At 63.2% G+C, this 20,277-nt stretch carries 13 protein-coding genes; 3 read left to right on the top strand and 10 right to left on the bottom strand.

Going from position 1 to position 20,277, the window contains the following annotated elements; genetic code table 11:
• Positions 1–41 precede the first annotated feature (41 nt).
• Positions 42–1,622 carry a signal recognition particle protein gene (ffh, locus tag QRN04_RS05940; RefSeq protein ID WP_284975236.1) on the bottom strand — a complete coding sequence of 527 codons (1,581 nt, stop codon included), beginning with the start codon at positions 1,620–1,622 and terminating at the stop codon, positions 42–44.
• Positions 1,623–1,652: 30 nt separating this feature from the next.
• On the opposite strand from ffh, the gene QRN04_RS05935 reads away from it, so the two are divergent.
• Positions 1,653–3,173: a glucose-6-phosphate dehydrogenase gene (locus tag QRN04_RS05935; RefSeq protein WP_284975235.1), complete on the top strand. Its 1,521-nt coding sequence runs from the start codon at positions 1,653–1,655 to the stop codon at positions 3,171–3,173.
• 133 nt (positions 3,174–3,306) lie between these two features.
• Here QRN04_RS05935 and QRN04_RS05930 read toward each other — a convergent pair whose 3' ends face one another.
• Positions 3,307–3,645, bottom strand: coding sequence for a P-II family nitrogen regulator (locus QRN04_RS05930; protein ID WP_284975234.1), 339 nt, complete (start codon positions 3,643–3,645; stop codon positions 3,307–3,309).
• Positions 3,642–4,970, bottom strand: coding sequence for an ammonium transporter (locus tag QRN04_RS05925; protein ID WP_284975233.1), 1,329 nt, complete (start codon positions 4,968–4,970; stop codon positions 3,642–3,644). The genes QRN04_RS05930 and QRN04_RS05925 overlap by 4 nt, the downstream gene beginning before the upstream one ends.
• A gap of 240 nt (positions 4,971–5,210) precedes the next feature.
• Between QRN04_RS05925 and QRN04_RS05920 the strand changes: the two genes are divergently transcribed.
• On the top strand, positions 5,211–6,458 hold the full coding sequence (locus QRN04_RS05920; protein WP_284975232.1) for an MFS transporter: 1,248 nt from the start codon (positions 5,211–5,213) through the stop codon (positions 6,456–6,458).
• On the opposite strand, the gene ftsY is transcribed toward QRN04_RS05920, so the two are convergent.
• Together ftsY and smc are read right to left on the bottom strand one after the other, a co-directional pair.
• A complete protein-coding gene (ftsY, locus tag QRN04_RS05915; RefSeq protein WP_284975231.1) occupies positions 6,455–7,663 on the bottom strand; it encodes a signal recognition particle-docking protein FtsY in 1,209 nt (402 codons plus the stop codon). The two genes, QRN04_RS05920 and ftsY, sit on opposite strands and share 4 nt — an antisense overlap.
• A gap of 20 nt (positions 7,664–7,683) precedes the next feature.
• A complete protein-coding gene (gene smc / locus QRN04_RS05910; protein WP_284975230.1) occupies positions 7,684–11,280 on the bottom strand; it encodes a chromosome segregation protein SMC in 3,597 nt (1,198 codons plus the stop codon).
• A 356-nt stretch (positions 11,281–11,636) separates the two neighbouring features.
• On the opposite strand from smc, the gene QRN04_RS05905 reads away from it, so the two are divergent.
• A complete protein-coding gene (locus QRN04_RS05905) occupies positions 11,637–16,517 on the top strand; it encodes a DUF4082 domain-containing protein (protein WP_284975229.1) in 4,881 nt (1,626 codons plus the stop codon).
• A 14-nt stretch (positions 16,518–16,531) separates the two neighbouring features.
• Here the strand turns inward: QRN04_RS05905 and QRN04_RS05900 are convergent, their stop codons facing one another.
• From QRN04_RS05900 to rpmF, 5 genes are all read right to left on the bottom strand, one after another.
• The gene (locus tag QRN04_RS05900; protein WP_284975228.1) at positions 16,532–17,566 is read right to left on the bottom strand and encodes a TolB-like translocation protein; all 1,035 of its coding nucleotides are present in this window, start codon (positions 17,564–17,566) and stop codon (positions 16,532–16,534) included.
• A 22-nt stretch (positions 17,567–17,588) separates the two neighbouring features.
• Positions 17,589–18,275 carry a hypothetical protein gene (locus QRN04_RS05895; protein WP_284975227.1) on the bottom strand — a complete coding sequence of 229 codons (687 nt, stop codon included), beginning with the start codon at positions 18,273–18,275 and terminating at the stop codon, positions 17,589–17,591.
• Positions 18,276–18,344: 69 nt separating this feature from the next.
• Positions 18,345–19,313 (bottom strand): bifunctional DNA-formamidopyrimidine glycosylase/DNA-(apurinic or apyrimidinic site) lyase, encoded by a 969-nt coding sequence (mutM, locus tag QRN04_RS05890; RefSeq protein ID WP_284975226.1) that lies wholly within the window; start codon positions 19,311–19,313, stop codon positions 18,345–18,347.
• A 3-nt stretch (positions 19,314–19,316) separates the two neighbouring features.
• On the bottom strand, positions 19,317–20,036 hold the full coding sequence (rnc, locus tag QRN04_RS05885) for a ribonuclease III (protein WP_284975225.1): 720 nt from the start codon (positions 20,034–20,036) through the stop codon (positions 19,317–19,319).
• Positions 20,037–20,058: 22 nt separating this feature from the next.
• Complete coding sequence (gene rpmF, locus QRN04_RS05880) at positions 20,059–20,262, bottom strand: 50S ribosomal protein L32 (protein WP_011775139.1); 204 nt, start codon at positions 20,260–20,262, stop codon at positions 20,059–20,061.
• Positions 20,263–20,277: the final 15 nt, after the last annotated feature.

Below are 20,277 nucleotides of genomic sequence, written 5' to 3'. Positions count from 1 at the left end.
TCAGCCTATTCCACGGCCCGGACATCCAGTGATGTACCGGATTACTTACCCAGGAACTTGTCGAAACCCTTGGGAAGATTGAGCGAAGAGGGATCGAAGTCTGCCATGTTCTGACCGAAAGCGGCGCCGGTAGGTGCTGCTGCGGATGCGTTGGCCCGCTTGGCCTCAGCCTCGCGCAGTTCCTGGGCCGCCTTGGCCGGGTTGCCTGAACGCGGCTTTTTCTTCGGCGCGTTCTTGCCGCCCTTACGGCCGCCGCCTGGGCCACCAAGACCGGGGATGCCGGGCATCCCTGGCATCCCGCCGCCCTGGGCAAGCTTCTTCATCATCTTCTGGGCTTGGCCAAAACGTTCCAAGAGACCATTGACCTCGGAAACGTGCACGCCCGAGCCCTTGGCAATCCTGGCACGACGCGAACCGTTGATGATCTTGGGGGCTACCCGCTCGTGCGGAGTCATGGAGCGGACGATGGCTTCGACCCGGTCGATTTCCCGCTCGTCGAAGTTCTCCAACTGCTGACGGATGTTCTGGGCGCCCGGCATCATCATGAGCATTTTCTTCATGGAACCCATGTTGCGGATCTGCTGCATCTGGGCCAGGAAGTCGTCCAGGGTGAAGTCTTCCTGGTCAGCGAACTTCTTCGCCATCCTCGCGGCTTCATCTTTGTCCCAGGCCTTCTCAGCCTGCTCGATGAGCGTGAGGACATCGCCCATGTCAAGAATGCGCGAAGCCATGCGGTCCGGGTGGAAGAGTTCGAAGTCATCCAGGCCTTCACCGGTGGATGCGAACATCACCGGCTTGCCGGTAACGGATGCCACGGACAGCGCCGCGCCGCCGCGCGCATCGCCGTCGAGCTTCGACAGGACAATGCCCGTGAAGTTAACGCCTTCGTCAAACGCCAGTGCCGTGTTGACGGCGTCCTGGCCGATCATGGAATCGATCACGAACAGGACTTCGTTGGGGATGATCGCCTGGCGGATCCGGCGGGCCTGGTCCATCATCTCCGCGTCGACGCCGAGGCGCCCGGCGGTGTCAACAATGACGACGTCGTGCAGCTTCTGGCGCGCTTCTTCGACGCCGGCCTTGGCGACAGCAACAGGGTCCCCGGCCGGGTGCTCAAGCTCGGACGTGGCGCCCGGGTGTGGTGCGAACACCGGGACACCGGCGCGTTGGCCAACTACCTGCAACTGGGTTACGGCGTTGGGACGCTGGAGGTCGCAAGCGACCAGCAGGGGGCTGTGGCCCTGGGCCTTGAGCCACTTGGACAGCTTGCCGGCAAGGGTGGTCTTACCCGCACCTTGGAGACCCGCGAGCATGATGACCGTGGGGCCTGTCTTGGCCAAGCGGATACGCCGGGTTTCGCCGCCAAGGATCTCCACGAGTTCCTCATTGACGATCTTGACGATCTGCTGGCTGGGGTTCAGGGCACCAGAGACCTCCGCACCGAGTGCACGTTCGCGGATGCGCGATGTGAACTCACGGACCACAGATACGGCAACGTCCGCGTCCAACAGGGCGCGGCGGATCTCCCGGACGGTGGCATCGACATCGGCCTCCGAGAGCCGCCCCTTGCCACGAAGGTTCTTGAAGGTTGCTGTCAACCGGTCAGAGAGTGAATTGAACACGCGCCGTGCACTTCTTTCGATGGTCTACGAATGGCGGCCAATGCGGCACGCCATAGTCTTGACGATTCTTGCCCCAACAAATATGTCTCAACTACGGGACTCGACTATCTAGGGTACCAAGCCGGGCCTGCAAGATGGCATGCTGGCAAGGTGACCGACAAAACAAGCATTAAAACTTTGCTCATCCTCGGCGCGTCCGGGGACCTGACAGGCAGGCTCCTGCTGCCCGGACTTGCGGGGCTCCTGGCCAGCGGCAGGGCGCCAGGACTTCAGCTGGTCGGCGCCGGATCGGACGCGTGGACCACGGATCAGTGGCAGGAAAGGGTCACGGACGCTTTCAAGCAAGCGTCCGATGCCGCGGATGCTTCCGGGCGGAAGGCCCTTGCCGGCATTGTGAAATCCACCGATTACCACCAAGTCGATGTCACTGCCAATGGTCCGTTGGCAGAGCTCCTTGCGCAGCTGGAAGGACCCGTGGCGGTGTACTTCGCATTGCCACCCCACATCAGCCAGAAGGCGTGCGAGGTCCTGCATCGGGATCAGTTGCCCGCGGGCACGCGGCTGGTGATGGAGAAACCGTTCGGATCCGGAACCGAGTCAGCGCATCAGCTGAACAAGACCCTGGCCGCCCTGGTTCCCGAGGACCATATCCATCGCGTGGATCACTTCCTGGGCAAAGCCACCGTGCTCAATATCCTGGGACTGCGCTTTGCCAACAGGTTCCTGGAGCCGGTGTGGAACCGGGAACACATCGAAAAGGTAGAGATCGTGTTCGACGAGGACTTGGCTTTGGAGGGCCGAGCCCGGTATTACGACGGCGCCGGTGCACTCCGCGACATGATCCAGAGCCACTTGCTCCACATCATGGCATTTCTGGCCATCGACGCCCCGGCCAGCATCAACGCGCAGGACTTGCGCGACGCCGTCGCCACCGTCCTGCGGGCCAGCAGCATCAAGGCCCCCTACGCCCGCTCCACGCACAGGGCCCGTTACACAGCAGGCAAGCTCGCTGGCCGGACGGTCCCCGATTACACCGCCGAAGCCGGGGTGGACCCCAAACGGAACACTGAAACCCTCGCCGAGGTCCAAGTGGACATCGATAACTGGCGGTGGAAGGGTGTCCCCTTCATTCTTCGCTCGGGCAAGGCCATCGGCCCCAAACGGAAAGAAGCCGTCATCACTTTCCGCCCGGTCCCCCACCTCCCCAACGGCTTCACCGGCGTGGACTCCCCCAACCAGCTCCGGATCGGGTTCGGCCCGGATGTCCTTGAGCTCGACGTCGACGTCAACGGCCCCGGCGACGTTTTTAGCCTGGATCGCGCAAACCTCATCGCTGAGTTGAACGCCAGCGAGTTGCTGCCCTACGGAGAAGTCTTGGAGGGCATCTTGGCTGGCGATCCCCTGCTGTCCGTCCGCGGCGATACCGCCGAGGACTGCTGGCGGATCATCGAACCTGTCCTCCGGGCCTGGGAGCGGGGCACGGTTCCCTTGGAAGAGTACGACGCCGGCAGTGCCGGGCCCGCTGACTGGCCCACCTCGGTGGCTGGCTGACTTCGTCGGAAACCCGGCGGCCCTCGTCGTCGGAACGCACAGCGGACCGGGCACCTTGATCGGCACCCGGTCCGTTTGTCGTTTCTACGTTCGTTTGGTTTAGCGTGAGGCAGAACTCAAATGGCTGCCGAACTCAAATGGCTGCCGCGCCGCGCTCGCCCGTGCGAACCCTGATGGCCTCATGCACGTCCACGGTCCAGACCTTACCGTCGCCGGCACGGCCAGTGTTGGAGCTCGCAATCAAGACGTCGAGGATATCGTCGGCTTGCTCATCGGTTGCCAGCACTTCTACTCGGATCTTGGGCAGGAGGTCCACGCTGTACTCAGCACCGCGGTACACCTCGGTGTAACCACGCTGCCGGCCATAGCCGCTGGCCGCGCTGACCGTCAGTCCCTGCACCCCGTAGGCCTCCAAGCCTTCCCGGATGGCGTCCAACTTCTCGGGCCGTACGATCGCCGTGATGAGTTTCATGCTTGGACACTCTCCTTGCCTGAGACGGGTGCTTCGGCTTCGGCCGTCACCTTGCCGGTGATGAGGTCGTGGAGGGGCTGGAAGCTCCCGCCGTGGCCCCCGACGCCGAACTCGTAGGCCGTTTCTGCGTGCAGGCTGAGGTCTGCACCGGCGATTTCCTGGCGTTCGCTGATACGGAAGCCCATGAGCTTGTGGATCGGGTAGGCAATGATGAACGTCATAACTCCGGTGAAGATGATGGAGCAGAGGGCTGCAAGGCACTGTGCCACCAACTGGGTGGTTCCGCCGCCGTAGAACACTCCTGCGGGACCCTGGGTGGGGGTCGCAAGGAAACCGATGGCAACCGTTCCGATGACGCCTGACACCAGGTGGACTCCGACAACATCGAGCGAGTCGTCATAACCAAGCTTGAATTTCAGTCCGACGGCCAGGGCTGAGGCAACGCCTGCTGCCACGCCGAGCGCAATGGCACCGAGCGGGGACACGTTCGCGCAAGCCGGAGTGATGGCCACAAGACCGGCAACAACACCGGAGGCAGCTCCGAGCGAGGTGGGGTGTCCGTCGCGGATTCGTTCAACAATCAACCAACCGAGCATCGCCGCTGCAGGTGCCGCAAGCGTGTTGATCCAGATGAGCCCTGCTTGTTGGACGTTTGCTGCTGCCCCGGCGTTGAAGCCGAACCAACCGAACCAGAGGATCGCTGCACCGAGCATGACCAGCGGAACGTTGTGCGGGCGGTGGTTGGGGTCGCGGCCAAAGCCTTTGCGGTTGCCAATGATCAGGACCAGGATCAGGCCGGCAACACCGGCGTTGATGTGAACCACGGTTCCACCGGCAAAGTCGATGACCGGCGCGAAAGTCTGTCCGAACCAGCCATCCTTGGAGAAGAGCCCGCCGCCCCACACCATGTAGGCCATGGGTGCGTAGACCAGCGTGGCCCAGATGAGGGTAAACAAGGTCCACGCCGAGAACTTGGCGCGGTCGGCGATCGCACCGGAGATCAGGGCAACCGTAATGATCGCGAACGTGGCAGCGTATCCAACGTGGAGGAGGTCAGCCGGGTCCGTGAAGTTGTGCAAGCCAAAGTGGCTGAACGGGTTCGCGAAAATCTGGAAGAAATTATCCGTGTTGCTGGTGGACATCGAGGCACCCCACAGCACCCACACGAGGGTCACTGTGCCGATGGCGATGAAGCTCATCATCATCATGTTCAAGGCGGCTTTGGCGCGGGTCATGCCACCATAGAAGAATGCCAGGCCCGGGGTCATGAACAGCACGAATGCTGAAGCGACCAGGAGCCAAACGAGACCGGCGGTGAAGTCCATGTCTGCGTCCTCTCTGCTTAAGATGCGGGCTAAGCCGCCTGTCCCAACGCATTTGCGTTCTACAGAAGAGTTTGGTTGCGCAGTGTTTCACCTGCGAAGGTTTTAGATTGCAGGGCTGTTACAAGAACTTCTCCAACGTAAATGGTGCATATCACACGTGTTACGGATATGTTTCGTCAGTCCCGTCCGCACCTTCAGTCCCGTCCATACCTTCCGAGCCAGCCAAAGGACCACACCGCGATGACCACCAGTCCCGAATCCCGCATGGCTGAAGGGGCCCGGACCGCAAAAGTCCAGCTACCCCGGGACATCAAGGTGATGCTCGTCGCCGCGTTCCTCATCGCCTTGGGATTCGGACTTGTCGCTCCGGTCCTGCCGCAGTTCGCCACGACGTTCGACGTCGGCGCCACTGCTGCCGCCGTTATCGTCAGCATCTTTGCATTCATGCGGCTCATTTTCGCCCCGGCGGGTGGCGCCCTTATCGGCCGCTTTGGCGAGCGGAACGTCTACGTGTCCGGTCTGCTGATCGTGGCAGCGTCCACCGCTGCCTGCGCGTTCGCCCAAAACTATTGGCAGCTACTGATCTTCCGCGGCCTGGGCGGGGCTGGTTCGGTGATGTTCACTGTTGCCGCCATGGGCCTGCTCATCAAACTTGCCCCGCCCGAACGGCGGGGGCAGGTCTCAGGTGCTTACGCCTCCTCGTTCCTCATCGGCAGCGTACTCGGCCCCGTGGTGGGGGGCCTCTTGGCCGGGTTCGGGCTCCGCGTTCCCTTCCTCGCGTATGCCGGTGCATTGTTGGTGGCGGCCCTCGTGGTACGCACGAGCCTTAGCGGAGAAGGAAAGATCTCCAGGGAAGGGCCTGCTGCACCGGCGATGAACCTGAAGGAGGCGCTGGCGGACTCTGCCTACCGCGCGGCGGTGTTCTCCAGCTTTGGCAACGGCTGGGTGACTTTTGGCGTTCGCATGGCCACCATTCCTTTGTTCGCCGCTGCCGCACTGCGATCCGGTCCCGGGACAGCAGCCTGGGCATTGGCCGTCTTTGCCCTGGGAAACGCCCTGTCCCTGACCTTTTCGGGACGTCTTGCCGACGCCTGGGGACGCAAGCCCCTCCTGATCCCCGGCCTGCTTGTGACCGGGCTGGCAACCGGAGTCATCGGGTTGACGTCCGGTGTGCCAGCCTTCCTCGCGGCTTCGGCGGTGGCAGGCTTCGGCTCGGGCCTGCTCGGACCGGCCCAGCAGGCCGCCGTCGCCGATGTCATTGGCCGTGGCCGCTCCGGAGGAAAGGTGCTGGCCGTCTTTCAAATGGCTTCTGACACCGGCGCCATCATCGGCCCCGTTGTGGCCGGGCTCCTTGCCGATCGCCTCGGCTACGGGTGGGCGTTCGGCATCACCGGCGGAGTGCTGATCCTGACGGCTGCCGCCTGGCTGATGGCCCGCGAACCGCTGAGGAACCCACAGCCTAAATCCACAACGGGTTCGTTGGGTTAGTTCAGCAGCGCGTCCACGAAGCCTTCTGCGTCGAAGGGGGCGAGGTCATCCGGACCTTCGCCCAAGCCAATGAGTTTCACGGGGACACCCAGCGATTTCTGGATGGCCACCACGATCCCGCCCTTTGCCGTGCCGTCGAGCTTGGTCAGCACGATTCCGGTGATGTTGACCACTTCAGCGAACACACGTGCCTGGTTGAGGCCGTTTTGTCCTGTGGTTGCATCGAGGACCAGCAGGACTTCATCTACCTCGGCGAGCTTCTCGATGACACGTTTGACCTTGCCGAGCTCATCCATCAGGCCGGTCTTGTTCTGCAGGCGGCCCGCGGTATCGACCATCACTACGTCCACTTCCTGGTCGATGCCCGCCTTGACGGCTTCATAAGCCACAGAGGCAGGGTCGGCGCCGTCGACGTCGGACTTCACGGTCGGGACGCCTACGCGCTGGCCCCAGGTAGCCAGCTGCTCGGCAGCGGCTGCACGGAAAGTATCGGCGGCGCCAAGCAGCACATCTTTGTCTTCGGCCACGAGGACGCGCGCGAGCTTGCCCACCGTGGTGGTCTTGCCAACGCCGTTAACTCCGACAACAAGCACGACGGCGGGACGGTCGGCCTTGCGTGTCACGTTGAGGGACCGATCCATGTCCGGATCCACGAGCTTGACCAGCTCTTCGCGCAACATCGCCTTGACATGTTCGGGGCTGCGGGTGCCGAGGACCTTGACCCTTTCACGCAGCGCGTCCACAAGTTCCATGGTGGGCTCGGTGCCGAGGTCGGCCATCAGGAGGGTCTCCTCCACCTCGTCCCAGACGTTCTCGTCGATCTTGTCACCGGACAGGAGTGCCAGGAGGCCTTTGCCCAGGATGTTGTTGGACTTGACCAGCCGGGCACGGAGGCGGGTGAGCCTGCCATCCACTGGCGCCGGAGTATCCCTGGCTATGGTCTCCAACCCGGCGGCGTCATCGGGAACGTCGACGCCCTCGGTGGCGCCATCGAAGGTGGTGGGAGCGGGGGCAGTCACCGAATCGGGGCGGTCCTCCACAAGGGTTCCGCCGCCTGCTGCCGACGACTGGACGGGATCGTTGGAATCACGCGTTCCGGAGTACGTGGCCCCGGACTTCCGGGCCTTCACCAGGACCGGCACGAGTCCGCCGACCACCACGAGCGCAGCGACAATGGACAGAATTATGGGTAGGAAATCGTTCACCCCACTACCCTCTCATAAAGCTATGCGCGGGCACCGAGCCTTTGGCTGATCACGGTGGAGACGCCATCGCCCCGCATGGTCACCCCGTACAGCGCGTCAGCGACCTCCATGGTCCGTTTCTGGTGGGTGATGACGATCAGCTGGCTGGATTCACGGAGTTCTTCGAAGATGGTGATCAGCCTGCCAAGGTTGGTGTCATCCAGCGCGGCTTCAACCTCGTCCATGACGTAGAAGGGCGAGGGGCGGGCCTTGAAGATCGCCACGAGCAAAGCGACGGCTGTCAGTGAACGCTCACCCCCTGACAGGAGCGAAAGCCTCTTGATCTTTTTCCCAGCGGGCCTGGCCTCAACCTCGATGCCGGTGGTCAGCATGTCATCGGGGTCCGTAAGCACCAAGCGTCCTTCTCCACCCGGGAAAAGCCTGGCGAAAACGTGGTCGAACTGTGCCGCCGTATCGGCAAATGCCTCCCTGAAAACCTGTTCGACGCGGTTGTCGACCTCTTTGATGATGTCCAACAAGTCCTTTCGGCTGGCTTTGAGATCCTCGAGCTGGGAGCTGAGGAACTGATGCCTTTCCTCAAGGGCCGCGAACTCCTCCAAGGCCAATGGATTGACTTTCCCCAAGGCAGCCAATTCCCGTTCAGCTTTCTTCAGGCGTTTCTCCTGTTCCGCCCGCACGAACGGAACTCCCTCCACCACTGCTTCGCCGTGCTCATCGACGGGGACCCGGAGTTCCGCCCATTTGTCGGGGGTCGAAACCGGCAGTGCAGGCACGGGCAGGTCAGGACCGTAATCGGTGACGAGCTGCTCGGCGGAAAGCCCCAATTCTTCGATGGATCTGCTTTCCAACGCCTCGATGCGCAGGCGCTGTTGGGTACGGGCCATCTCATCCCGGTGCACCGAATCGGTCAAGCGGGCAAGCTCACCGGCCAAGGCCTCGTTTCCCGCCCGAACCTCGGTCAGTTCCTTGTCCACCAGTTCGCGCCGTTCCTCGGCGAGGTCGCGTTCACGTCCGGCCTCAGCCAAGGAAATGTCCGCGAAAAGGAGTGTCCGCTCCACCGCGGCTGCCACGGCAGCTGCGCGTTGGGCTTGGGCCCGGCGTCGCTGGGCACGCCTCGCCGCTTCTTCACGGGCACGGCGTTCGGTGGCTGCGGCCCGTTCAAGGGATGTGGCCCGATTCACCAAGGCGCTTACTTGCTCTTCGGCGGTTCGAAGAGTCAGGCGGGCTTCTGTTTCACGGGAGCGCGCAACCCGTGCCTGCGCTGCGAGCTCGTCGCGCTGATCGGTGGACGGCTCCTCCTCCGGGGCTTCCTGGGCCGCGGCCAGGCGCTCGGCTGCGACTTCCAGGTCCAGTTGGGCCGTAGCAATGTTCTCCTCGGCTTTGGCCATGGACGCAGCAAGCCGCTCACTTTCCCCAACGGCACTGCGAAGGACCGAATTCAAGTGGCCCAGGCGTTCAGCAACGGCAGCGAGGCGGGCATCGGATTCGTGCAGCCGTTCCAAGGCCGCATCAGCTCGCTCCTGCGCTTCGGCGCGGCGCGACTGCGCACCGGCCAAGGCGAAACGACCCCGTTCCAGACGTGCCGTGACCTCCTGAAGGCGGGCAGCGGCGTCGTCCATTGCCGCCTGGATTTCCAGCACGGAAGGCGCGGTTGCCGAACCACCCGTGACCGTCAAAGCGGTGAAGATATCCCCTTCGCGCGTGGCAGCGATGAGGTGCGGCTGCTCGCGCACCACCTCAGCAGCGACGGCCACGTCGTCGACGACGACCGTCCGGGCAAGGAGCTCCAGCGCACCGTGGGCGGCGGGATCCGCAATGGTGACGACGTCGGCGGCCCACCGGCACCCTGCCGGAAGCGGGCTGGCTTGTAGGGTGCTCCCTTGTTCCCGGACTTCGGGATTCGGACCGGTGGCCAGCAGCAGCGCCGCGCGTCCGGCGTCGTCGTCTTTCAAGATCCTCAGGGCTGCAACAGCGCCGTCCAGGTCCGCCACCATCAACGCATCCGATGCGCTGCCAAGCGCGGCTGCTATGGCCGCCTCGTACCCCGGCTCAATCGCCACTTGCCCTGCGAGCGCCCCGAGGATCGCTTGGCTGCCAGCGGACAGCAGGTGCTGGGAACCGTCTTTGCGGCTCATTCCAAGTTCCAGTGCGTCCCGCCGCGCAGCGAGGGCATCGCGCTCACGGACTGCGTCCCGTTCGGCTGCTTTGAGTTCTTCGATTTCGGCGAGCACCGCGTCGAGGGCTGCATTGGCGTCCTCGTACTCCGCGTCCAAGCCTTCCTCGCCATCCTCCGCTCCGGCCACTTGCGACTCAAGGGCTGTGAATTCGCTCTGGGCCTTACGACGGCGTTCGTCGCCTTGCGTGAGCGATTCCCGCAAACGTCCGAGTTCAGCCTCCGCAGCCTCCGCGCGGGACCTGGCTGCGGCAACCTGGCCGGCAAGCCTGGCCAGGCCCTCCCGGCGATCAGCGGCGGCCCGCAACATTGCTGTGAGCCGTTTGTCTTCGGCCGCGGCGATCGCTTCGGCCGCGTCCTTGGCCACGGTTGCTTCAAGAAGTGCTGCCTGCTTGGTTTGGATGTCCAGCTCGAGTGCGGCTTGTTCTGCGCGGACCCGTGCTGCCTGGCGTTCGAGCTGTTCCGGGTCCCTGCCTGGATCCGGCGCGGAATCGGAGGAGCCCAAGAGACGACGGCGTTCTGTCGCCAGCGATCCCAGCGATCGGAGCCGTTCCCTTGCTGCTGAGAGCTGGTACCAGTGGTCCCGGGCGGCGTTAAGGCGCGGCGTTGCCTCCGCAGCCCGAAGCTCCAGGGCAGCTTGCCTGTGCCGGCCCAGGGCGAGTTGCTCCTCAACGACCCCGCGGCGTTCCTTGAGCGCCGTTTCATCGGCAACGTCCCGTTCCAAGGTGGTTCGCAACTGAACCAGGTCATCGGCGAGGAGACGGGCACGGGCGTCCCTGACATCGAACTGAACCGTTTGCGCGCGCCTGGCGATCGCCGCCTGCTTGCCCAAGGGCGTGAGTTGGCGCCGGATTTCCGCCGTGAGGTCACCGAGCCGCGCCAAGTTGGCCTGCATGGCTTCGAGCTTGCGGACCGTCTTTTCCTTGCGGCGGCGATGTTTGAGGATTCCGGCCGCTTCTTCGATGAATCCGCGGCGGTCTTCGGGGGTGGCATGCAATACCCGATCAAGCTGGCCCTGCCCGACGATGACGTGCATTTCCCGGCCCAAGCCCGAATCGGAGAGGAGCTCCTGGATGTCCAAGAGCCTGCAGGGTGCACCGTTGATGGCGTATTCGGAGCCGCCTGTGCGGAACAGGGTCCGGGCGATCGTGACTTCGCTGTACTCGATGGGCAGTGCGTTATCGGCGTTGTCGATGGTCAAGGAGACATGCGCCCGCCCCAGGGGCGGCCTGCCGGATGTGCCGGCGAAAATGACGTCTTCCATCTTGCCGCCGCGCAATGTCTTTGCACCCTGCTCCCCCATGACCCAGGCAAGGGCATCCACAACGTTGGATTTGCCCGAGCCGTTGGGACCCACCACCGCTGTGACGCCGGGTTCGAAGTCGAACGTCGTAGCCGACGCAAAGGACTTGAATCCGCGGACAGTCAAACTTTTCAAATGCAAGGCGCTTCGGATCTCCTGGCTGGTCCGGGTGTGTGTGTCCCCTAAATCTACTGCTGTTTGGCTGATAACCGCGGATCCGTTGCCGGAAGGTCTTGCGGCTGGGAGGGCACCCCACCTACACTCCTGCCAAGGGTTATTTGGCGGATGCGTTCCGGTAATCCGGCGTCGGCTTCGAAATGACAGTCGATCCCTCGCCGGATACGGTCCAGATCTTCGGAACGACAAACCAGGAAAAGTGCCCGTAGTTCCATAACTGAAGATCTTGGTTTGACCCTGGCTGGGGAGCGGCAAGCAGGGACCGTGCGTCAAAAACGCGGACCCGTATTCGCAATTGGCGTACCACCCCAGGAGTTCTGATGCACGGTTCTTCAGCTGTCCGGCCCCGGCCAATCATCAAGGGCTTCCTTATGCCCGCCGTGATCGCCACGGTCATTGCCATGCTGCCCCTCACAGCACCCCCGGCCCTGGCAGCGGGGCCGTGCGCTCCGGTGGTAAACCCCATTGCATGTGAGAACTCCAAACCGGGCAATCCGCAGTCGGAATGGGACATCAACGGCGCCGGGGACGACACCATCCAAGGCTTCTCCACGGACATCAGCGTTAACGCAGGCCAACCCCTCGACTTCAAGATCGATACCACCGCGGCAACGTACACCATCGGTATCTACCGCACGGGGTGGTACGGCGGGAATGGCGCCCGCAAAATAGCGGATGTCACGCCCACGGTCCTGCGCCAGAGGCAACCGGCATGCCGCACCGATGTCACCACCGAACTCTACGACTGTGGCACGTGGGCAGTATCTGCCACCTGGCAGGTTCCCGCCACCGCGGTCTCCGGGGTCTACATCGCGCTTCTCACCCGTCCGGATACCGGTGCAAAGAGCCACATCACCTTCATCGTGCGCAACGACGGCAACCACTCAGCTGTGGTTTTCCAAACCGCAGACGAATCGTGGCAGGCCTACAACACCTACGGCGGCTCGGACTTCTACCAAGGCGCTGCAAACGGGCGCTCATACAAGGCCAGCTACAACCGTCCCGTTACCACCCGGGACGGGGTCGGAGGCAGGGATTTCTATTTCTCCAATGAGTACCCGATGGTGCGCTTCCTCGAGCAAAACGGCTACGACGTCAGCTACATCAGCGGGCTCGATGCCGACCGCAATGGTGCGGAGTTGCTCAACCACAAGGTGTACCTGTCCGTGGGCCACGATGAATACTGGTCAGGACCGCAACGGGCCAACGTCACGGCAGCCCGGGACGCCGGAGTAAACCTGCAGTTCCTTTCCGGCAATGAGATGTACTGGCACACCCGGTTTGAACCATCCTCCGTGGACGGGACAGCAAACCGTACCTTGACCTGTTACAAAGAAACGTGGGCCAACGCCAAGATCGATCCCAGCACGACGTGGACAGGCACGTGGCGTGATCCCCGCTTCGCTTCCCAAGCGAACGGCGCAGGACTCCCCGAGAATGCAGTGACGGGCACGCTGTACATGTCCAACCACTCGGACCTGGCCGTCACCGTCTCCTCCGATGAGGGCAAGAACCGGCTCTGGCGCAACACATCCCTGACCACGCTTGCCGCCGGCACCACCGCGGCCTTGGCCCCCCACACTGTCGGCTACGAATCTGACGAGGACCTGGACAACGGCTTCCGCCCTGCCGGATTGATTGACCTATCCACCACGGTGGGCAGCGTTCCCGAATACCTACAGGACTTTGGCAACACAGTGGCTCCAGGCACTACGACCCACCACACCACCCTTTACAAAGCCGCCAGCGGCGCCTTGGTCTTCTCCGCAGGAAGTGTTCAGTGGACGTGGGGACTGGACCAAAACCACGACGGCAACGGTGCCCCGGCCGATCCTCGAATGCGCCAAGCCCAGGTCAATCTCCTGGCAGACATGGGGGCCCAACCAGCTACTCTGGCCGCTGGCCTCGTCCCCGCCACAGCCAGCAGCGATAAGACCGCACCAACAGTGACCATCAACGCTCCGGCCAACCCTTCGACCTTGGCACAAGGCAGCAGCGTCACAGTCACGGGCACGGCAGCCGACGTCGGCGGCATGGTTGCCGGGGTCGAGGCCTCAACCGACGGCGGAAAAACGTGGCACCCCGCCCAGGGCCGCCAAACGTGGAGCTACACCTACATACAGAAGGGCATATCCACAGCAACCATCATGGTCCGGGCCATTGACGACAGCGCCAACATCGGAACGGCCTCAACGGTGAACCTGACCGTGAACGGCCCCTACAGCGTCTTCGGACAAACGGTTCCGGCACTCGCCGATTCCGGCGACGGCGGCGCCTATGAGATGGGCTTGCGCTTCACCGCCTCAGCGGACGGCTTCATTACCGGTGTCCGCTTTTACAAGAGCGCGGCCAACACCGGAACGCACATCGGCTCGTTGTGGAGCTCCACCGGCGAGCGCTTGGCCCAGGTGACTTTCACCAATGAGACGGCCACGGGCTGGCAATCAGCGCTGTTCAGCCAGGCAGTCCCGGTCTCGACCGGCCAGAAATATACGGTGTCCTATTGGGCGCCCAACGGGCACTACGCCAGTAAGGACTACCAGTGGGCCATTTTCGGATCCAGCGATACCCCGCTGACCGTGGCTGGCGGTTTCGGAGCTGAGCCAGCGGGTGTTTACAACACCTCTGCCGGGTTCCCCACGTCCAGCTTCAACGGAGCCAACTACTTCGCCGACGCTATCTTCAGCACGGTGGACACCACGCCCATGACCGCCACGAGTCAAACCCCGTTCCCGTCGTCGTCGAGCGTTTCCGTCAAGACGACGGTGAGCGCAGTGTTCTCCAAGCCGGTCACAGCCTCCAGTGTCCAGCTGAGCCTGCAGTCCGCATCCGGACCTGTGGCCGGAACAACGGCTTACGACCCCACCACGCGGCGGGCGACGTTCACGCCGTCGAACGATCTCGCTTTCAGCACGCAGTTCACCGCGACGTTGAGCGGCACCGATGCGATCGGCGGCCCTGTGACCTCCGGCGGTACATGGTCCTTTGCGACGGCGGCGACGCTTCCGGTTCCGGGCGCGTGCCCGTGCAGCCTCTTTGACGATTCCGTGACCCCTGGCATTGCCGAATTGCGGGAGGGGGTTCCACTGACTTTGGGTGTGCGGTTCTCCAGCGTCTCTGCCGGTCAGATAACCGGTATGCGGTTCTACAAGTCCACCGGCAACACGGATGTCCATAATGGAGCCCTCTACACCGCCGCCGGCCAGCAGTTGGCCACTGTGACTTTCACCAATGAGAGCTCCTCCGGTTGGCAGACTGCCATGTTCAGCCAGCCCGTGCAGATGGCCGCAAATACTGACTACATCGTCGCTTACAAGTCACTCACGGGTACCTACTCGGCCACGAGCAATGGATTCGGTTCGGGTATGAGCGTTGGCCCGCTGCGGGCTGCCTCGGACGCGGGCGCCTACACCTACAGCGGTACCTTCCCCGCCTCACATTCGACCGCGAGCTATCTGGTGGATGTCATCGTCACCGTTCCCAACCCACCATTCACCGTTGGATCGCAGGCACCGCTTCCGAGCTCATCGAGCGTCCCGCTGAATACGGCCGTCAGCGCAGTACTCTCTGAGGCTGCGGTAGCGTCAAGCGTTTCCCTGGACCTCAAGGTCACTAACGGCGCTTCGGTAGCCGGCACCACCAGCTATGACCAGACGGCCCGGAAAGTCACGTTCACACCATCGTCGCCGTTGGCTGCCGGGACTTCCTACACAGCCACGGTGACCGCCACCGCTGTGTCAGGACAGCCGATGTCCAGCGGCGGCACCTGGGCGTTCACCACGGTTCCCACGCCCAGGACTCCCGGAACGTGTCCTTGCACGCTGTTCCAGGACACCGTAACGCCTTCGACGCCGGACGCCACCGACGGTATCCCGCTGTCCTTGGGAGTCCGGTTTGCCAGCGACACGGCAGGCCAAGTCACCGGGGTCCGGTTCTACAAGGCGGCAGGGAACACGGGCACGCACACCGGCTCGCTGTACACCACATCCGGCCAACTGCTGGCAACTGTCACCTTCGCCAACGAGTCCAGCTCCGGGTGGCAGACAGCCATGTTCAGCCAGCCGGTATCCATCACCGCCAATACGGAATATGTGGTGGCGTACAAGTCACCCACAGGTAGTTACTCCTACACTGCGGGTGGGTTCGGCTCCGGTTTGACCAGCGGACCGCTGCGCACAGCCTCGGACTCAGGGGCTTTCGCCTACAACAGTGACTTCCCGAGTGCTTCCTCCAGCGCCAATTACATGGTTGATCTGCTCTTCGCGGTAACCACTCCCCCGTTGGCAATTATGAGCCAGGTACCTGCGCCGGGCGCCACTGGCATACCCACCGACGTCGCTCCATCCCTGACTTTCTCGTCAGCCATCAACAGTGGCGCGTCGTTCACCCTCACGGCGAACGGCGCCCAGGTTGCGGGGACCGCGGCACTGTCAGCTGACCACAAGACGGTGACCTTCACTCCAGCGGCGGCACTCCCCAACAGCACCGTAGTGACAGCAAATGTGTCGAACGTGGTGTCCGCCCAAGGCCAAAGCTTCCCGGCCACCACCTGGCAATTCACCACGGCCGACGCCTCAGCGCAGCTGTCGACGATCTTCGGGTCTTCTGCGCCACAGGTGGCGTCAGCCGCCGATGGAAGCTCCGTGGAGCTCGGCACAGCCTTCAGCGTTTCCCAGGCCGGCAGCGTCACGGGGATCCGCTTCTACAAGGGCACGGGGAACACCGGAACGCATGTCGGATCGCTCTGGGACTCCTCCGGGACACGGCTGGCACAGGTGACCTTCACCAATGAGACGGCCACCGGCTGGCAGACTGCCACCCTTTCCGCTCCCGTTGCCCTGGCTACCGGACAGACGTACGTGGTCTCCTATCTGGCGCCGAACGGGAACTACTCCTACACCTCGGCCTTCTTCAATCAGACCTGGACGAGCGGAGTATTCACGGCAAGCGGGCCAAATAATGGCCTGTACCAGTACGGCTCCGGCGGCGTGGTGCCTGCGAATTCCTGGAACGCGACCAACTACTTCGTGGATGTGGTCTACTCGACAACCAGCCAGGCGCAGGCCCAGCCGCTCGCGTCTCCATCGGCATCGATACCGCCGTCGGCGTCCCCAACCCCGACCCCGACCCCGACCCCAACCGACACTGCTGCGCCCAGCGCCTCGCCCACGGATACTGCCTCGCCGACGCCGAAACCCTAACCCAGGCTCTCCGGCTAGCGAACGACCGCGGGCGACCAGGCGTGGGCGATGAATTCGCTCGGCTGGGACGTTGGATCCGTCCCTAGCTTCCAAATGTTGCTGTCGCCCTCGTTGGTCGCGTCAGGTAGGCCGTAGAGAAGGTTCTGGTTGTCGAGCCACTCGATTTGGTCGTCCACGCTGTGTTTCTCGGAAAGGACGGTTTCTTTTCCGGTAGCCAACTCCAGCACCGCGACATTCCAGTGCGGTGTTTGGGTCCCGCCAACATTCTTCTTGTACGCGATACGGGTGCCGTCCGGTGAGATCGAGGGGCACTCCACGTTGTCGTGGACGGCCGTGAGGGTTCTTCCGGACAGGCTGCCCCGAACCAGCCAGATGCGGCCCTCGGCTGCAGCGGTGGCGTAGAAAGTGTCAGCCTGGCCAGGCACGAATGTCACTCCCCAGATGTTCCTGCCCTCGGTTTGGAGCCGTGAACCGTTGACGAGGAGCGCAAAATCCTCGAGGTTTCCTGTGCTTCCGGACGGGACCGTGATCTCGGTTGTGGTGGAGAAGCCGGTGGATCCATATGAATGGCCCGTGACGAAAACCGTCGTCGCAATCATCGATCCATCCGGGCTGATCCGCGTCCGGCTGGGAATTCCGGGGAGCGGCCACGAGCGCTGTTGCTCCCACTGGCCATTGAAGGTGACCGCTTGGAATGATGTCTGTACCCCCCGGTCCGTCCTGAGGCACACAACACTTGACCTGGTTCCGTACACCCGATCGCAGGACTGACCGCTCAAGTCGCGCGCGCCGCTTGGATCGGACAACGGAACGGTTGCCGCGTCACCGTATCCTGCGCCAGAGGCGGTGTTCCGGAACAGCACGAACGGCGCGTTAGGAAGGTGCTGTCCGGTGGTGACACCGCCCGATGATGTTGCCGTTCGGCTTTCTTCAAATCGCTGGTAGGCACCAACTCCATAGGCGCCCGCACCCACCAGCGCCAACGCAGTGACCACAAGGAGAATGCCCCATCGCAGCTTCCCGCCGCTTGGTGTCCCGCTCCCCCTCACGCCACCCCGTTCATGCGTTCCCCTAACCCGCCGCCGTGTGCAGGCTACCCAGAAGCTCGAACCGTGAATCACCGGTTCCGGTGGTGGACACCGACACTGTGACCACATCTGCGCCCCGGACAAATCGAGCCGCCACCGATCCGTTCGTGGCCGGTGCGTCTTCGGACCAGAAGCCGTGGGCGGCCAACGATTGGCGGAACGAGCCCAAAACATTCGCCTGGGATGCGGAAAGGACTCCGTCTGCGGCGAGCTGCAGAACGGTGCCGGACCCGGACACCGAAGTAGAGCCGATGGCGGTCCCGGGGGGAAGGGTCAAAACCCCGTCCGGCCACCCTGCGACCACTGCTCCGGTTGCCTTCGCCGCTGGCGGTAGGGCTCCGGTGATAAGGGGTGCGGGCGCGGACGGTGCGGGCAAACCGGTGGGACTTTCCGCAACAGGTGGAAGCACTTCCAAGGGCTTGGCCGGGTTGGCAGTGCTACCCGGGTTGGCAGTGCTACCCGTGGTACCCGGGCTGTTCCCGCCAGCGGCGGTGCTCCCCGACGCCGTGGTACTGGCGTTCCCTTGCTTGGCGGGAGCACCTGAAGCTCCGCGGCTAGTAGGAGCAGAAACCGGTGTGGAGCGGCCACCCATTTGGTCCAGTACCAAGGCCGCGGCGACTATCACGAGCGCGAGGCAGATCCCCGCGAGGACAAGCCGCCTCGCCGTCATGGCCTCTCCGTCAAGCTCCGCATGGGGACAGTCTGCCATCGCTGCCCGAATTGGGGAACAGTTTTCGCCCTACCAACGACCATTCCGCGGCCGGGGTTGGCACGCCGGGCAGGTGTAAGAAGACCGGTTCATGAACTGTTCCCGCTTGATGCTGCTTCGCAATCCCAGCGATTCGCAGCGGGGACACAACTCGCCGGCCCTTCCATAGGCGTTCAGTGAACGGGAAAAGTAGCCGGAGTCACCGTTGACATTGACGTAGAGCGAGTCGAAGCTCGTCCCTCCCGCCGCCAGGGCCGCGTCCATGACTTCTTTCACCGAGTCCACGAGCCGCTGGGCATCCGCGCGACGCAAGGTGTCGGTAGCACGGGCGTAATGCATGCGGGCGCGCCACAGCGCTTCATCGGCATAGATGTTTCCGATGCCCGAAATGACCGATTGATCCAGTAAGGCCCGCTTGAGGCCTGTTTTCCGGCTTTTGATCTTCCGGTAGAACGCTTCGAAGGAGAAGTACGGGTCCAAGGGATCGCGCGCGATGTGCGCGGCTTCGGCGGCGATCTCCGGCAGTGGAGTTTCTCCCAAGCCGCCCGGGCCGTCGTCCAGGGTCGGAACCAAGTTTGCGATGAACAGGCCACCGAAAATGCGTTGGTCCACGAACCGCAACTGCTCCGGCATTCCCTCTGAGGGACTGAGCCGCAGCCGGACTTTGAGGTGTTTCTCATCCGGGACATCAGGATCCTGCATGAGGAGCTGCCCACTCATTCCAAGGTGGGCCATGAGGGCTACCCTGGTGAGCGCGTCTTCACTGGGGGCGCTGATGCCGTCTGCGCTCTCCATTGCCAACGGCATCCAGAGGAACTTGCCCCGCCTGACCACATCCAGCACTGTGGCCTGCTCCAAGTTACCGACGAAGTCCTCAGTACCCAGCAGATGGCGGCGGATGGAGCGAACGTCCAGGACCTCGACGCCGGTGATGGTGCGGCCGCGGACCCAGCGGGCCAACCCGCGGCGCACCACCTCTACTTCAGGAAGCTCCGGCATGGCTCAGGAAGTGGGTCCGGCCGGGGCCTGATCCAATGCTTCAGACGGCACGGAGAGTGCCCGCCAAGCATCCGCGGCGGCCTCCTGCTCTGCCTCTTTCTTGGAATGGCCTCCACCACGGCCGTAGGGAACGCCGCCAATGTTCAGCACAGCCTCGAAAGTACGGGCATGGTCGGGGCCGGAACCTTCCACCGCGTAGTGGATCGCACCCAATTGCCTGCTGGCAGCAAGCTCCTGGATGCTCGTCTTCCAATCCGTCCCCGCGCCCAGGGCACCAGCGTCCTTCAACAGGGGTCCCACCAAGCGCATTACCAACTTGCGGGCCGTTTCCATGTCATTGGACAGGTAGGTTGCCCCGATCAGGGCTTCCATGGTGTCCGCCAGGATGGAGGCCTTGTTCTTGCCATTGGTCAGCTTCTCGCCTTGCCCAAGGTAAATGAACTCGCCGACGCCGATCTCCCGGCCGATTCCAGCCAGGGCGCGGGTGCTGACGACGGCGGAACGCCGCTTGGCCAGCTCACCCTCGGGGAGGTCCGGGTTATCACGGTAGAGCGAGTCAGTGACGGAAAACCCCAAGATGGAGTCTCCGAGGAACTCGAGTCTCTCATTCGTGGGGATCCCGCCGTTCTCGTACGCATACGAGCGGTGCGTCAGGGCAAGACGAAGCGTCTCGGTGTCAATGGAGACACCGAGACGCTTCAGAAGCTCTTCAGTTGAAGACATCCTTATCAGCCTATGCGGCAGATTAGGCGTCTGCGACCTTGCGGCCCTTGTATTCAAGGAACAGCGCGGTGCCGGCGGAGTCGGTGACGACCTTTGCCTGGTGGGGCAGGCTGTAGGTAACCTGTCCGTTTTCGATGGTCTTGACCAAGTTGGGGGCAGTTGCCTTCCACTGGGCACGGCGGGCGCGTGTATTTGCGCGAGACATTTTCCGCTTGGGAACAGCCACGGCTATCTCATTTCT

Origin of the sequence: Arthrobacter sp. efr-133-TYG-104 (genome assembly GCF_030208915.1) — a bacterium.
Taxonomy (GTDB): domain Bacteria; phylum Actinomycetota; class Actinomycetes; order Actinomycetales; family Micrococcaceae; genus Arthrobacter.
The sequence above is the reverse complement of the archived record's forward strand: the minus strand, read 5'-3'. Positions and strand labels throughout refer to the sequence as shown.